The 12,890-nt window shown below is 74.1% G+C and carries 16 protein-coding genes; 6 read left to right on the top strand and 10 right to left on the bottom strand.

The genetic code is table 11. The features are described 5' to 3' along the window. Positions 1 to 10 precede the first annotated feature (10 nt). From KPL60_RS31715 to KPL60_RS31705, 3 genes are all read left to right on the top strand, one after another. A complete protein-coding gene (locus KPL60_RS31715) occupies positions 11 to 646 on the top strand; it encodes an aminodeoxychorismate/anthranilate synthase component II (protein ID WP_226368073.1) in 636 nt (211 codons plus the stop codon). Positions 647 to 850: 204 nt separating this feature from the next. Then, positions 851 to 1,111: a cell division protein CrgA gene (gene crgA / locus KPL60_RS31710; RefSeq protein WP_226354494.1), complete on the top strand. Its 261-nt coding sequence runs from the start codon at positions 851 to 853 to the stop codon at positions 1,109 to 1,111. Positions 1,112 to 1,212: 101 nt separating this feature from the next. Continuing rightward, positions 1,213 to 1,650 carry a PH domain-containing protein gene (locus tag KPL60_RS31705; protein WP_226354493.1) on the top strand — a complete coding sequence of 146 codons (438 nt, stop codon included), beginning with the start codon at positions 1,213 to 1,215 and terminating at the stop codon, positions 1,648 to 1,650. Between the two features lie 113 nt (positions 1,651 to 1,763). Here KPL60_RS31705 and KPL60_RS31700 read toward each other — a convergent pair whose 3' ends face one another. Together KPL60_RS31700 and KPL60_RS31695 are read right to left on the bottom strand one after the other, a co-directional pair. Next, positions 1,764 to 2,873: a rhomboid family intramembrane serine protease gene (locus KPL60_RS31700; protein WP_226368072.1), complete on the bottom strand. Its 1,110-nt coding sequence runs from the start codon at positions 2,871 to 2,873 to the stop codon at positions 1,764 to 1,766. A gap of 34 nt (positions 2,874 to 2,907) precedes the next feature. Then, the gene (locus tag KPL60_RS31695; protein ID WP_226368071.1) at positions 2,908 to 3,453 is read right to left on the bottom strand and encodes a peptidylprolyl isomerase; all 546 of its coding nucleotides are present in this window, start codon (positions 3,451 to 3,453) and stop codon (positions 2,908 to 2,910) included. A 43-nt stretch (positions 3,454 to 3,496) separates the two neighbouring features. Here KPL60_RS31695 and KPL60_RS31690 point away from each other — a divergent pair, with 43 nt between their 5' ends. After that, on the top strand, positions 3,497 to 3,901 hold the full coding sequence (locus KPL60_RS31690; RefSeq protein ID WP_226354490.1) for a hypothetical protein: 405 nt from the start codon (positions 3,497 to 3,499) through the stop codon (positions 3,899 to 3,901). A 28-nt stretch (positions 3,902 to 3,929) separates the two neighbouring features. On the opposite strand, the gene KPL60_RS31685 is transcribed toward KPL60_RS31690, so the two are convergent. Continuing rightward, complete coding sequence (locus tag KPL60_RS31685) at positions 3,930 to 5,090, bottom strand: alpha/beta fold hydrolase (RefSeq protein ID WP_226368070.1); 1,161 nt, start codon at positions 5,088 to 5,090, stop codon at positions 3,930 to 3,932. 231 nt (positions 5,091 to 5,321) lie between these two features. Between KPL60_RS31685 and KPL60_RS31680 the strand changes: the two genes are divergently transcribed. Beyond that, on the top strand, positions 5,322 to 5,900 hold the full coding sequence (locus KPL60_RS31680) for a hypothetical protein (RefSeq protein WP_226368069.1): 579 nt from the start codon (positions 5,322 to 5,324) through the stop codon (positions 5,898 to 5,900). Between the two features lie 106 nt (positions 5,901 to 6,006). Here KPL60_RS31680 and KPL60_RS31675 read toward each other — a convergent pair whose 3' ends face one another. The 7 genes from KPL60_RS31675 to KPL60_RS31645 form a co-directional block, all read right to left on the bottom strand. Next, complete coding sequence (locus KPL60_RS31675; protein WP_062399087.1) at positions 6,007 to 6,567, bottom strand: GNAT family N-acetyltransferase; 561 nt, start codon at positions 6,565 to 6,567, stop codon at positions 6,007 to 6,009. 62 nt (positions 6,568 to 6,629) lie between these two features. Beyond that, the gene (locus KPL60_RS31670) at positions 6,630 to 7,388 is read right to left on the bottom strand and encodes a dihydrofolate reductase family protein (RefSeq protein WP_226368286.1); all 759 of its coding nucleotides are present in this window, start codon (positions 7,386 to 7,388) and stop codon (positions 6,630 to 6,632) included. A 2-nt stretch (positions 7,389 to 7,390) separates the two neighbouring features. Then, positions 7,391 to 8,257: a dihydropteroate synthase gene (gene folP, locus KPL60_RS31665; RefSeq protein WP_226354487.1), complete on the bottom strand. Its 867-nt coding sequence runs from the start codon at positions 8,255 to 8,257 to the stop codon at positions 7,391 to 7,393. 94 nt (positions 8,258 to 8,351) lie between these two features. After that, positions 8,352 to 9,353 carry a triacylglycerol lipase gene (locus KPL60_RS31660; RefSeq protein ID WP_226368068.1) on the bottom strand — a complete coding sequence of 334 codons (1,002 nt, stop codon included), beginning with the start codon at positions 9,351 to 9,353 and terminating at the stop codon, positions 8,352 to 8,354. Between the two features lie 93 nt (positions 9,354 to 9,446). Then, positions 9,447 to 10,175: a BPL-N domain-containing protein gene (locus KPL60_RS31655; protein ID WP_226368067.1), complete on the bottom strand. Its 729-nt coding sequence runs from the start codon at positions 10,173 to 10,175 to the stop codon at positions 9,447 to 9,449. A gap of 234 nt (positions 10,176 to 10,409) precedes the next feature. Then, positions 10,410 to 11,618, bottom strand: coding sequence for an acyl-CoA dehydrogenase family protein (locus KPL60_RS31650; RefSeq protein WP_226354484.1), 1,209 nt, complete (start codon positions 11,616 to 11,618; stop codon positions 10,410 to 10,412). A 32-nt stretch (positions 11,619 to 11,650) separates the two neighbouring features. Continuing rightward, the gene (locus KPL60_RS31645; protein ID WP_226368066.1) at positions 11,651 to 12,181 is read right to left on the bottom strand and encodes an SCP2 sterol-binding domain-containing protein; all 531 of its coding nucleotides are present in this window, start codon (positions 12,179 to 12,181) and stop codon (positions 11,651 to 11,653) included. A 98-nt stretch (positions 12,182 to 12,279) separates the two neighbouring features. On the opposite strand from KPL60_RS31645, the gene KPL60_RS31640 reads away from it, so the two are divergent. Further along, positions 12,280 to 12,885, top strand: coding sequence for a TetR/AcrR family transcriptional regulator (locus KPL60_RS31640; protein ID WP_226368065.1), 606 nt, complete (start codon positions 12,280 to 12,282; stop codon positions 12,883 to 12,885). The last annotated feature ends 5 nt before the right edge of the window (positions 12,886 to 12,890 follow it).

The raw sequence follows: 12,890 nt of genomic DNA, 5'->3' as shown, positions 1-12,890 counted from the left end.
GGGAGGGACCGTGCGCGTACTCGTCGTCGACAACTACGACAGCTTCGTCTACAACCTGGTCCAGTACCTGGCCCAGCTCGGTGCCGACCCGGTGGTCCGGCGCAACGACGAGGTCGAGCTCGACGAGCTCGACGAGGTCGGCGCCGTCCTGGTCAGCCCCGGTCCGGGGACCCCGGAGCGGGCCGGTCGCAGCGTCGAGGTCATCCGCCGCGCCGCGGAGCGCGGCACACCCCTGCTGGGCGTGTGCCTCGGCCACCAGGCGCTGGCCACCGCCTGGGGCGGGGTCGTGGAGCGCGCGCCCGAGCTGCTGCACGGCAAGACCTCGGAGGTCTTCCACGACGGCACCGGTGTGCTCGCCGGGCTGCCGTCGCCGTTCACGGCCACCCGCTACCACTCGCTGACGATCGCGCCCGACGGTCTGCCGTCGGAGCTGGAGGCGACCGGCCACACCGAGACCGGCCTGATCATGGCCGTGCGGCACCGGGAGCTCCCGATCTCCGGCGTGCAGTTCCACCCGGAGTCCGTGCTGACCGAGGGCGGGCACCGGATGCTGGCGAACTGGCTGCGCCAGGCCGGCTACGACGTGCCGGAGGACCTGGTCGTACGGCTGTCCGACGAGATGGCCGTGCTGGTCGCCGGGGTCTGATCCCCGCCCGCACCACCCGACGTCCCCGTGACGTGTGACGCCTGTGTCGCCGGTGTGACCCGGACGGCGACGCGGTCGCGCTACCGTGGTGGCGGATCTGTCCGGGTCGCCACGTCCCCCGACCACGGTGCCCCGTCGCAGGTCCCGCCCCCGGCCGGCGCACCGGCCGGACCCGTGTCCGACTCCGACAGGCGATGAGGTCAGATGCCGAAGTCGAAGGTCCGCAAGAAGGCGGCCTACACCCCGCCCCCGGTCAGCCGCACCCCGCAGAAGGTCGCGGGACCGACACACCCGGCCTACATCGCCGTCATGGTCGCGATGTGGGTCCTCGGCCTGGCCTGGCTGGTGATCAACTATCTGGCCGGTCCGTCCATCCCGTTCATGCTGGCGCTGGGCAACTGGAACTTCATCATCGGGTTCTCACTCATCGTGATCGGCCTGCTGATGACGATGCGGTGGCGCTGACCAGCAGAAATACACGGATGTGAGTTGTCCACCATGTGGATGGAGCCTGTGGACAACTTCACATGACCACACAGGGTGATCGACTTCGGTGGTCGACGCCGGTGGGCGCGGTCGTCGTGCTCTGGGTGCTGGCGGTCGCCGCGACCGGCTGGTCGGTCACGGTGCTCGTCTCCGGCGCGGACGCGGCGGGCGCGCTCGTCGCGGGCGTCGCGGCGCTCGGTCTCACCCTGGCCGCGGCCTCGGGGACCCGTGCCCGGCCCCGGCTGGAGGCCGGCCCCGAGGGGCTGACGGTCCGCAGGCTGACCTGGACCCGGCACGTGCCCTGGGGGCGGGTGGACGACCTGCGGCTGCTGCGGACCCGCAGGCTGGGCCGCGAGTCGGTGCTGCTGGAGCTGGAGCTGCGCGACGTCGACGACCGCGAGCGGCTCGTGATCCTCGGCCGGGCCGAGCTGGGCACGGACCCGGTCGACGTGTTCGACGACCTCGCCGCCCTGCGCCCGGGCCACCGCCCCGGCGACGCGGGCCCACCCGGGCACTGACCCGCCACCCGCACCTCGGCGAGCACCGGATCCGGCCCCCGACGGCCCGGGTCGGCGGGCAGCCCGAACGACGGAGACCCACCGGCGAGCGGGGGTACGGGCGGCGCGACGCCTCAGACGCCGGCGGCCGCGAGCAGCCCCGCGGCGCGTACCCCGATCAGTACCAGCGCGAGCACGGCCAGCCCGGAGACCGCCACCAGCTGGGTCCGCCTGCGCTGCGGGGACCCCGTCCCGAGGTGGACCAGCGCCGCGGTGACCGCGGCGCCGAAGACGAGCCCGCCGAGGTGCCCCTGCCAGGAGATCCCCTGGATGCTGAGGCTGATCACGGCGTTGATCGCGATGACGGCGACGACCTGCCCGGTCGGCAGCTTCAGCCGCCGCAACAGGACGAACAGTGCCCCCATCAGCCCGAACACCGCACCGGAGGCGCCCGCGGTCGCCCCGACCGGGGAGCTGAAGAGCATGACCGCGGCCGCACCGCCGAGCATGGAGACGCCGTAGACGGCGACGAACCGGGCCCGGCCCAGGACCGTCTCGACCTCGCGGCCGATGATCCACAGGGCGTACATGTTGAACGCCAGGTGCAGCGGGCCGATGTGCAGGAAGCCCGAGGTGATGATCCGCCAGTACTCGCCGTCGGCGACCAGGAGCGGGACGAGCCCCCCGGCGTCGAACAGGGGCGAGCGGAAGTTGGACATCACGCTGCCCGCCGTGACCGCGGTGAGCACGTAGACCACCACATTGGCGACGATCAGCCCGGGGACGATCACCGGCTTCCCGGTGCGGCTCGCACCGGCGACGTTGCGCCAGCGCGGAGTCGTCCGCGCGCCCTCGGCGAGGCAGTCCACGCAGTGCTGACCGACCGGGGCCGGCCGCAGGCAGTCGGGGCAGGCGGGCCAGTCGCAGCGCGAGCAGGCCAGCCCGGTGGGCCGGTCGGGGTGCCGGACGCAGACCGCACCGGCACCGGGCCCGGGGACCCCACCGGGCGGTGGACCATCGTGCGGCATGCCGTGCGTGGCACCGCCGTCCGGGGCCCCGCCGTACGCCGCGCCGGAGCCGGCCCAGGGCGGACCGCCCGGCGCGCCCGGCGGCGGCCACTGGGGCTGCGGGTAGCCGGGCGGCGCCGGGTAGTACGGCGTGCCCGCGGGGCCGGGGGAACCCGGCCCGACCTCGGGCTCGCCGGGTGTCCCGGATCCGCTGTCGTCGGGTCGTCCGTTCACCACGGCCCGTCCACTCGGTGGTCGGAGACCTGCGGGGTCAGGACCGCTCGATCTCGATCTTCTCGATGACCACGTCGGTCAGCGGCCGGTCGGCCTGGCCGGTGGTGGTCTGGGCGATGGCGTCCACGACGGCCCGCGACTCGGCGTCGGCGACCTCACCGAAGATGGTGTGGCGCCGGTTCAGGTGCGGGGTGCTGCCCACCGTGATGAAGAACTGCGAGCCGTTGGTGCCCGGCCCGGCGTTGGCCATGGCCAGCAGGTAGGGCTTGTCGAACTTGAGGTCCGGGTGGAACTCGTCGCCGAACTGGTAGCCCGGGCCACCGCGACCGGTACCGGTCGGGTCGCCGCCCTGGATCATGAAGCCGCTGATCACCCGGTGGAAGATCGAACCGTCGTAGAACGGCCCGGAGTCGCCGCCGCTCGCGTTCGGGCCCGTGTAGTCCTTGCTGCCCTCCGCGAGGCCGACGAAGTTCGCGACCGTCTTCGGCGCGTGGTCGCCGAACAGCACGATGCGGACGACGCCCTCGGAGGTGTGCAGGACGGCCGTCGTGTTGGCGTTTCCTGGTTCCGTCACGGCTACCATCGTGCCAGTAAGCAGCCGCATCCGTGGGAAGCAGGTCCGGAACATGAGTGCCGAGAGGACGCGGGCCCGTGCCCGCAAGGATGCGGCCGAGGCCGTGCACACCTTCGCCGACGCCGGCCGGATCGCCGGTGGCGCGGTCGCCGACGCCGTGGCGGGAGGGGTCTCGTCCCGCCTGTCCGGCCTGTCCGACGTGGTGTCCGGCTCGGTGCACGACGCCCGCCACGCGCTGGCCGAGGTCGTCGAGCCGACCCCGGCGCGGGTGCGCCGGGCCCCGTGGATCGTGGCCGTCCTGCTGCTGACCGCGGCCGCGGTGTGGGGCTGGGCGACGGTCCTGCAGCGCGAGCGCGAGGTGGACCCGGGGACCCCGGTGCCGACGACCCCGCCGACCGACGACCAGATCCACGGCAAGCCGATCGGCCAGGGCCGGTCGCAGACGAGCGGTCACTGACCCCCGGGCCCGTCCCGGAGCGGGCGGGTCAGGCCGGCCGCAGGGTCCGCAGGAAGCCTGTCACGGCGGCCTCGTAGCCGTCGGGATCGGCGTTCCAGCTGCCGGTGTGCTCGGTACCGGAGAACTCCCGGTAGGTGACCGGCCAGCCGTGCTCGGGGGCGGTCGCGGCGAGGTCCCGGCTCAGCGTGACCGGCACGGCGGTGTCGGCGTCGCTGTGCAGGACGAGCGTCGGCGGGCGGACCGCGGGCGGGCGCCGGACCAGGTCGAACCGGTCGAGGTCGATCCCGATCCGGCGCGCGGTGAACCGGGCCGCGACCCCGGCGAGGGTCGGCGGGAGACCCCGGTTGCGGGCCTGCCTGCGCAGCGTGCGACGCCAGTCGAGCAGCGGCGCGTCCCAGACCACGGCGTCGACGAGGTCGGCGTGCGGGGACCGGTCGAGGAACGCCCCGCCCACCGCGGCCCCCATCGACCAGCCGACCAGCACCAGCCGGCGCGCGCCGTGGACCAGTGCGTAGGCCGCGGCGGCGTCGATGTCGCGCCACTCGGTGTCGCCGAGGTGCGAACGCCCGTCCGGTGACTCCGGGGCGGTCCCGTCCCCGCGGTAGCTGACGACGAGCTGGGTCAGCCCGGCCGCGTGCAGCGCGGGCAGGATCCGCAGTGCCTCGCGCCGGGTCCCGCCACGGCCGTGCACGCACAGCGCCCAGGTGTCCGGGTCACCGCCGTCCGGGGCGGGGATGCGCCAGGCCGGGGCGAGGCCGAGGTCGGTGGGCACCCGGACGTCGTCGAAGGGCAGCCCGCGCGCGGACGGGTCCGGGTCGAACGGGCCGGCGTCGAGCACCGCGGGGCCGGTCGCCGGGACCGGGCCGGCACGCAGCTCCCGGACGACGGTGCGGCGCCCGCGGTCCAGGACCGGACCGACGACGGCGAGCCCGGCCGGGCCCCGCAGCCCCCACACACCCGGCTGCGCGGACAGCCGGGTCCGCGCCAGCTCGACGGTGCCGTCCCCGGTGGCGACGACCCGCTCGGGCAGCCCCGGGTGCGGCGACGGGTGCAGCAGGATCGTCGAGTAGTGCCAGCCGATCGCGGCCGCGGCGGCGCCCCCCGCCCCGCCCAGGGCCCCGGCCAGCGCACCCGCGACGGGCGCCGAACGACGGACGGAGTGGCGGACGGAGGAGCTCGGCGCGCGCACACACTCATCCTGCTCCCCCGCGTACGGGTGCCGCGAGCGGACCACCTGATGCCTGCTGGAGTGACGAGAAGGGGCCGTACGTGCGAGCCCCCTCTCAGGTTGCCACTCGTACGAGTGAAGATCGCTATCGGATGACTGCGGAACGCAACTGACCGATGTGGATCTCGTTGTCCCCCGGCGAGGGGCGCCCGTCGCCCCTCCGCTCCCCGATCCCCTTGGAAGGACGTGCGCATGACCCCGCTCGCCCGTACCGCCCTGCGGCTGTCCCTCGCCGGCGCCGGCATCGCCGCCCTCGGCGCCGGCGTCGTCGGCCAGGCCTCGGCCGCCGAACTGCCCGAGGCACCCGACGCCCCGGACACCTCCGCTCTGGACATCTCCGCCCTGCCGTCCTACGAGGACGGCACCCTGTCGAACGACGCGAACAGCGTCTCCTTCGGCGAGCTGCAGACCCCGCACGGCGAGACCTCCGGTCTGCCGGAGCTGCCCTCGGCCGACGCGCTCCCCGGCCTGCCGGGCGCCGACTCGCTCCCCTCCGCGGACTCGCTCCCGTCGGCCGACTCGCTGCCGGGCACGGACTCCCTGCCGGACACCGCGTCGCTGCAGTCCTCCGACGACGCGCCGGAGCTGCCCTCGGCCGACGACGCCCCCGAGCTGCCGTCCGCGGACGACGCCCCCGAGCTCCCCTCGGCCGAGGCCCCCGAGCTCCCCTCGGCGGACGACGCCGACCTCCCGTCGGCCGACGACGCGGGCGCGCTGCCCGTGTTCGAGGTCCCGGGCGTGATGTACATCGAGGCCCCGACCGTCTCCTGACGGCGGACCGACGAGCGCCGGACCCCCGACCGGCGCTCGCGACGTCGCCCGTCCGGTGTCCCCCACGACCGGGGAACCGGGCGGGCGGCCGCGTACGCGGACGGGCTCAGGGCCGGCCGTGCCGCGGACGCGGCGGCGGCGCGGGCACCACCGGCGCGCGGACGAGGAGCTCGTAGCGGTCGAAGGACCCCTCGTCGTCGACGACGTGGCGCAGGAACCGGAACCCGGCCCGTCGCGCGACACCGACCGATGCGGTGTTCTGCGGGTCGACGTCGATCGAGATCCACCGCACGTCGCCCCGTTCGCCCAGGTAGCGGGCCGCGAGCCGGACCGCGCGCGTCGCGAGGCCGCGACGGCGGTACGCCGCGTAGACGCCGTAGGACAGACCTGCCCGGTCCCCCGCCGGATCGAGGTCGACGTCGATGGTCCCGGCGAGGACGGCGCCGCCGTCGACCCGGATGCCGAAGCTCAGCTTCGGCCCGTCGTCGGCCCAGCGTTCGATCGCACGGCGGACGTGGGCGCGGGCGGTCGCCGGGGTCGCGGGTGCGCCACCGAGCCAGCGGACGATCTCGGCGTCCTCACCCGCGAGGTGGGCCGTCACGTCGTCCCAGCCGAGCGGACTGAGGACGACGACGCCGTCCGCCAGCATGTTCGAGGGACGCGACACACGACCATCCTGCCCCAGACGTCGCCGTGCGTGATCGGGACCTCCCCCTCCGGGGTTCCCCGTCAGGACGACGGCGCCGCGCGCACCCGGTAGCGCATGAGGAGCGTGTCGTCCCCCGTGACGACGCTGACGAGCTCGAGACGCGCGGGATCCATGCCCGCGCCGCGGGCGATCCGCCCGGCCTCACCGGACACCAGGAACGGCGCGAGGGTCAGCCGCAGCTCGTCGACCAGGCCCGCCTCGGCCAGGCTGCCGAACAGCGCGGGTCCGCCCATGCAGTTGATCCGGCGCAGCCCGCGCTCCCCCAGCGCGGCGACGGCGACGGCGAGGTCGACCGACTCGTCGCCGGTGAGCACGACCTCGGCGCCGGCGTCGGCCCACCGGCCGCGCAGGTCCGCCGGGACCGACTCGCAGGTGAGCACGATCGTGGGGACCACGGTGTCGGTCAGCACCGGCGCCGACGGGTCGAGCGACTTTCCCGACGAGGTGACGACCGCCGTCGACGGCAGCTCCGACATCCCGAAGCGGCGGCGCCGGTCGTCCATCCGGTCGTTGTGCTTGACGCCCGTGAACCCCTCGGCGGTGGCCGTCCCGGCCGCGACGAGCACGACGTCGGCCAGGTCGGTCCCCAGGTCCAGCACCGCGCGGTCGGGCGGGGTGGACAGCCCGGCCGAGCTGCCCTCGACCTCGACGGCGCCGTCGGCGCTGGACACGAAGTTGACCGACAGCCGGAGGCGGTCGTCCGGGTAGGCGTAGAGCCGTTCGAGCTGCTCGGTCGACAGCGGTCCGGCGTCGGCCGCCGGGAAGATCTGGTGGATCATGCTCACGCGAGCAGTCTCACCGCCCGCGACGGGTTCCGCTCGCCACGGACGGTGGCGACCATCTCGCAGGTCTCCCGGGTGGCCCGGGCCTGGTGGGCGCGCACCATGGCGACGCCGCGGTCCGCGGCCAGCGCCGTCGCGGCGAGGGTGCCGGTCAGCCGCTCCTCCAGCGGCACGGCCAGGGACTCCCCGACGACGGTCTTGTTCGACATCGCCAGCAGCACCGGCCAGCCGGTCGCGACCATCTCCTCGATGCCGCGCAGGACCTGGAGGCTGTGCAGCGTGTTCTTGGAGAAGTCGATCGCCGGGTCGATGAGGATCCCCCCAGCGGGCACGCCCGCGGCGACGGCCTTCTCGGCGAGCGCGACGGTCTGGTCGATGACGCTGCGGAGCACATCGGCGTAGCGGGGCCGGTGCGGCTCGGTGCGCGGGGTGACGTGGTCGGTGTGGGCGCTGACGTAGCCGGCGCCGTACCGGGCGGCGACGTCGAGGATCGCCCCGTCGGCGGCGGCCCAGTTGTCGTTGACCAGGTCGGCCCCGGCGGCGCAGACGGCGTCGGCGGGCCCGGCGCGGAAGGTGTCGACCGAGATCGCGACGTCGGGGAACGTGTGGCGCGCCCACTCCACGGTCGGCACGACCCGGTCGATCTCCTCCTGCTCGGAGACCTCGGTGCCGGGACTGGCCGGGACGCCGCCGATGTCGATGACGTCGGCACCCTCCCGGACGACCGCGGTGATCCGGTCCCGGGCCGCCTGCTCGGCGAAGGTGACGCCGTGGTCGTAGAACGAGTCGGGGGTCCGGTTCACGATCGCCATGACCATCGCCCGGTCCCGGTTCCAGGTACGTCCACGGAACGTCACGCTCGGCACGTGGTCTCCTCACAGCACGGGCGGGCCCGCTGCAGGACCCGGTTGGATCTCCATCCTCCCCGGGGCCCGGCGTGCGCGCCCACCCCGCCGGTCGTCAGCCGCGCGCGTACTCCCGCAGCGGCGGCTCGGCGGCCACCCGCGGCTCGGTCGCGATGCTGGTCGCGACCTGCCCCAGCAGCCGCGCCTCGTTCACCGGGAGCTGCGTCCGGTCGACGGCGGGCATGACGTCGGCCAGGCAGACGGCGCGGTCGATCCGGCCCGCGTCGGCGGGGCCGTCGTGGTCCAGCGCGTCGGCGACGACGGCGTACCCGACCGGGTCCGTGCTGCCCATGGTCAGGTGCTCGGCGACGTGCACCGGGCAGATCGACTGGACGGGGATGTTCGCGAGCCGGCCCGCGCCGTCACGGCGCAGCTCCGAGCTCGCCGCAGGCGGCAGGTTCGGGACCACGACCTCGTCGGTCACGGTGTAGACGACCGTGTAGTCGATCCCGGCGAAGGTGTCCGGGCCGTCGTTGAGGGCGGCGAGGAACTCCGCACCGGTGCGCTGCTGCCAGAACGCGGGGACACAGCCGGGCCCGCAGACCGGGTAGGCGTCGAGCGTGCCGTAGTTCGACGGGTCGATCCCGATCATGTCGGTGACCATGCCGCGGGTGTCCGGCCAGTACTTCAGGGCCCAGCGCGGGACCATGCCGCCCTGGCTGAACCCGACGACCGAGATCCGGCCGCCCGCCTCGTCGTGCATGGTGCGGATCGCGTGGACGACGTGCTCGGCCGCGACCTGGATGTCCCCGGTCGCGTGCGCGGGCAGCTGCACGAGGCAGTAGGCCCGGCCCTCCTGTGCGAAGGCGCGGGCGTAGTTCCAGTCGAAGTTGACGTCGGGGTCCAGCGTCGTCCCCGGCACCAGCAGGACCGGGGCGCCCGCGGAGCCGGCGAGGTCGCCGTGGCAGGTGAGGCTCTCGTCCAGGCCGGGCGCGGTGAGCGCGGGCCCGGGGTCGGCGGCGCGCTCCGGGGAGGCCGCCGCCACCCCCGCGACGCCGGTCAGGCAGGCCGCGGTGACGGCCAGCGCGAGCAGGGTGGACCTCGTCGTCCGAGCCATGTGTTCCCCCGTTGTCGATCTTCCTGATCGGTGAACGAGGGCGGCGGCCTGCGGTGACGCGTTCTCGTCGCTCCGACGACGACCGGGTGCGCCTCAGGCGGCCGGGCTGCGGTGCGCCGTGGTCACCAGATCCCGCGCCAGGTCGGTGTTGTCGGCGTACCCGGGACCCGAGAACCAGGTCTCGTCGGCCTCCGGGTGCGCCCCGACCAGCCCGATCCGGCCGCGCCCGACGGTCTGCGCGAGCGCCGCGACCGAGCCGTCGGTGTAGGTCGCGAGCACCTCGGCCGTGCTCCCGGACGGCAGGTCGAAGGCGGCCCCGTCCTGGAAGTACAGCCGTCGCGACGTCCCGCGCCAGTCCACGGTGACGGTCTCGCCCTCGGCCCCGGCGCCGGCGGCGGGCCGGACGGTGCCGTCGAACAGGCCGAAGCCCGAGCGACGGCCGGCGAGGTAGGCGCCGAGGCAGAACCCCAGGTAGGTGCCGCCACCCCGGACGAAGTCCGCGACGGCGCCGGCGTGGCGCTCCAACACCGGCCACGCCTCGTCGACGGTCCCGCCGCCGGGCTGCACGTAGAGCGCGGCCCGGGACAGTGCCTCCGGGGAGAGGCCGGCGTCCTCACCGGCCCCGACGAACTCGGTGCGGAACCCGAGCGGCGCGGCGGCGAGCAGCCGCTGCAGCGTCTCGGGTGAGCCCGGCGCGGTGACCGACGGCCCGCGGTGGATCAGGGCGAGCGGCGCGTCGCCCGCGGCGGAGGCCACGCCCCGCCCGGCGAGGCCGGCTGCCACGGTGAGGGCTCCGACGGTCAGGAACGTCCTGCGGTCCACGTGTCGTCCTCCGGGGTCGGGGGCACCCGGCGGCACGTCACGAGGGGGAGCGGACGGCGCCACCGGACCGGATGCCACGACCCTGACACGGACGGCACCCGGACGGGACCGGACGGGCGACAGCGCTGCCGGACGGTCGGCCGTCCGCTGTGGGCGGGCAGGGCCTCCGGCAGCGGTACGACCGGCCGGGCGAGGCCGGTCCGCTGATCGTCGCAGCGGACCGGCCCGCCGGGGTCACGCCAGGTGCTTCCCGGAGATCGCGCGGGCGATGACGAGCTGCTGGATCTGCTCGGTGCCCTCGAAGATGTCGTAGATCTTCGAGTCGCGGTGCATCCGCTCCACCGGGTGCTCGCGCGAGTAGCCCGCACCGCCGAGGATCTGGATGGCGCGCTCGGTGGTCCACACCGCGACCCGGCCGGCCTTGAGCTTGGACATCGACCCCTCGCCGGCGGTGAACGGGACGTTGTTGCGGCCCATCCACGCGGCCCGGTGCACGAGCAGCCGGGCGGCGTCGATCTCGGTCTTCATGTCCGCGAGGGTGAAGGAGATCGACTGGTTCTCGATGATCGGGCGGCCGAAGGCGACCCGGTCCTTGGCGTACTCCAGGGCGTACTCGTAGGCGGCGCGGGCGATGCCGATCGCCTGCGAGCCGACCGTCGGACGGGACAGCTCGAAGGTCTGCATCGCGGCCGAGCCCTTCGACTTCTCCCCCGACCGGGCGCGGGCGAGCCGCTCGTCGAGCTTCTCCTTGCCGCCGAGCAGGCAGGAGCCGGGGAGCTTCACGTCGTCGAGGAAGACGTCCGCGGTGTGCGACGCGCGCAGACCCATCTTCTTGATCTTGCGGGTGGACTCCAGGCCGGGGGTGTTCGGCGGGACGACGAACGCGGCCTGCCCCTTGCTCCCCAGGCCTGCGTCGACGACGGCCTGCACCACGTGGATGTTCGCGATGCCGCCGTTGGTGGCCCAGGCCTTCTGGCCGGTCAGGGTCCACTCGTCCTTCGCCTCGTCGTAGACGGCGCGGGTGCGCATCGCCGAGACGTCGGAGCCGGCCTCGGGCTCGGACGAGCAGAACGCGCCGACCTGCGGCTCGGAGGCGTCGCCGTAGCACTGCGGGATGAACTCGACCATCTGCTCGGGCGTGCCGGAGGCGAAGATGCCGGCCACCGCGAGGGTGGTGCCGAAGATCGCCATGCCGATGCCGCCGTCGCCCCAGAAGAGCTCCTCGTTGACCAGCGGCATGGACAGGCCGGTCTCGTCACCCCAGAAGGAGGCGAGGGTCTCGAAGTTGTAGAGCTCGATCTTCGCAGCCTCCTGCAGGATCGGCCACGGGGTCTCCTCGCGCTCGTCCCACTCGGCGGCGGCCGGGCGTACGACGTCGGCGGCGAAGCCGTGCACCCACTCCTGCAGCTCGCGGTGCTCCTCGGACAGTTCGAAGGAAGTCATCTCAGCTCTCCGCTGGTCGGTCGCGGTTCTCGTCAGGCAGACGGGATCTGGAACATCTTCTGCAGGGCGGTCGCGAAGCCGACGTCGCCGGAGACCTTGAGCTTGCGCGTCATGAACAGGGTCACCGGGTTGGCGTTGTTCGTGGCGACCTTGAGGAACTCGGTGCCCGGCATGGTCAGCGAGGTCCGGGCGTCCTCGTCGGTGCCCTCGGTGACGGTGCAGGTCCCGTTCTGCATCACGGTCTGGAAGCTGTCGGTCGTCGAGCCGTCCTTGATGTGCCAGTGCACGACCTGCCGGTTCCCGGAGGCACCCTTCGACGAGTAGAACTCGCTCATCCGGCCGAAGATCGCCTCCAGCACCGGCCGGCGGACCTCGGACGACATCACGGTCGCCAGCTGCTGCTTCGACGCGGTCTTGACCAGGCGGGCGAACAGCGACGGGTCGACGTCCTTCGCGTTCCCGTCACGCAGGGCCGTGCCGAGGGTGGAGATCAGCTGCTCGTCGGACAGGGACTTCGGGTCGACGCTGCGACCCAGCTCGTTGATGTCGGCCGTGTCGGCCATCGCTCGCTCCACCTCGCCGTGGTTCACACAAGTGTCCGGTACTCGCCGTACCGGCTCGGACGGGGCGTACTTTACGCAGCAGTAGCTAAGCTGTCGAGATGGCACCCCCACCCCGCCGCAGGCTCCCGCCCGCACAACGCGAGAAGCAGGTCCTCGACGCGGCGGTGCGCGTGTTCTCCCGGGACGGGTTCCACGACGCGTCGATGGACGCCGTCGCCGACGAGGCGGGGCTGTCGAAGCCGATGGTCTACACGCACGGCGGGGGCTCGAAGGAGGAGCTGCTGCGCCGCTGCATCCGCCGCGAGTCCGACCGGCTGCTGGAGTCGGTCTCCGGCGCCGCCGCCGGGCCACCGGCCGACGCCGAGGTGCGCCTGCACCGCGGCCTCCGGGCGTTCTTCGCCAGCGTGACCACCCACCGCGACGGCTGGTCGGTGCTCTACCGCCAGGCCCGCACCGGGGCGCTCGCGGACGAGGTGCACGCGGCGCGCACCCGCATCGTCGACCGGGTGGCACAGCTGCTGGCCGCCGAGCTGGCCGTCCCCGAGGGGGTCGACCCGGCGACGGTCACCACCCCGATCGCGGCGGCGCTGGCGGGTGCGGCCGAGGGGCTGGCCGACTGGGCCGGCGACGGCGGGGACCCCGACGACCTCGCCTCGACGCTGATGGCCCTGGTCTGGCCGGGAATGGAACGCCTGCGCGGGTGACCCGG

It is taken from the genome of Pseudonocardia sp. ICBG162 (genome assembly GCF_020496225.1).
GTDB classification, from domain to species: Bacteria; Actinomycetota; Actinomycetes; order Mycobacteriales; family Pseudonocardiaceae; genus Pseudonocardia; species Pseudonocardia alni.
Note: the sequence above shows the minus strand (reverse complement) of the source record. Positions and strands in the feature narration are given on the sequence as shown.

Bases quoted from the DNA above. Each gene is read 5' to 3' on its own strand.
- crgA (WP_226354494.1), top strand. From the start codon at position 851: ATGCCGAAGTCGAAGGTCCGCAAGAAGGCGGCCTACACCCCGCCCCCG.
- KPL60_RS31695 (WP_226368071.1), bottom strand. From the start codon at position 3,453: ATGGTAGCCGTGACGGAACCAGGAAACGCCAACACGACGGCCGTCCTG.
- KPL60_RS31690 (WP_226354490.1), top strand. From the start codon at position 3,497: ATGAGTGCCGAGAGGACGCGGGCCCGTGCCCGCAAGGATGCGGCCGAG.
- KPL60_RS31680 (WP_226368069.1), top strand. From the start codon at position 5,322: ATGACCCCGCTCGCCCGTACCGCCCTGCGGCTGTCCCTCGCCGGCGCC.
- KPL60_RS31670 (WP_226368286.1), bottom strand. From the start codon at position 7,388: ATGATCCACCAGATCTTCCCGGCGGCCGACGCCGGACCGCTGTCGACC.
- KPL60_RS31660 (WP_226368068.1), bottom strand. From the start codon at position 9,353: ATGGCTCGGACGACGAGGTCCACCCTGCTCGCGCTGGCCGTCACCGCG.
- KPL60_RS31650 (WP_226354484.1), bottom strand. From the start codon at position 11,618: ATGACTTCCTTCGAACTGTCCGAGGAGCACCGCGAGCTGCAGGAGTGG.
- KPL60_RS31645 (WP_226368066.1), bottom strand. From the start codon at position 12,181: ATGGCCGACACGGCCGACATCAACGAGCTGGGTCGCAGCGTCGACCCG.
- KPL60_RS31640 (WP_226368065.1), top strand. From the start codon at position 12,280: ATGGCACCCCCACCCCGCCGCAGGCTCCCGCCCGCACAACGCGAGAAG.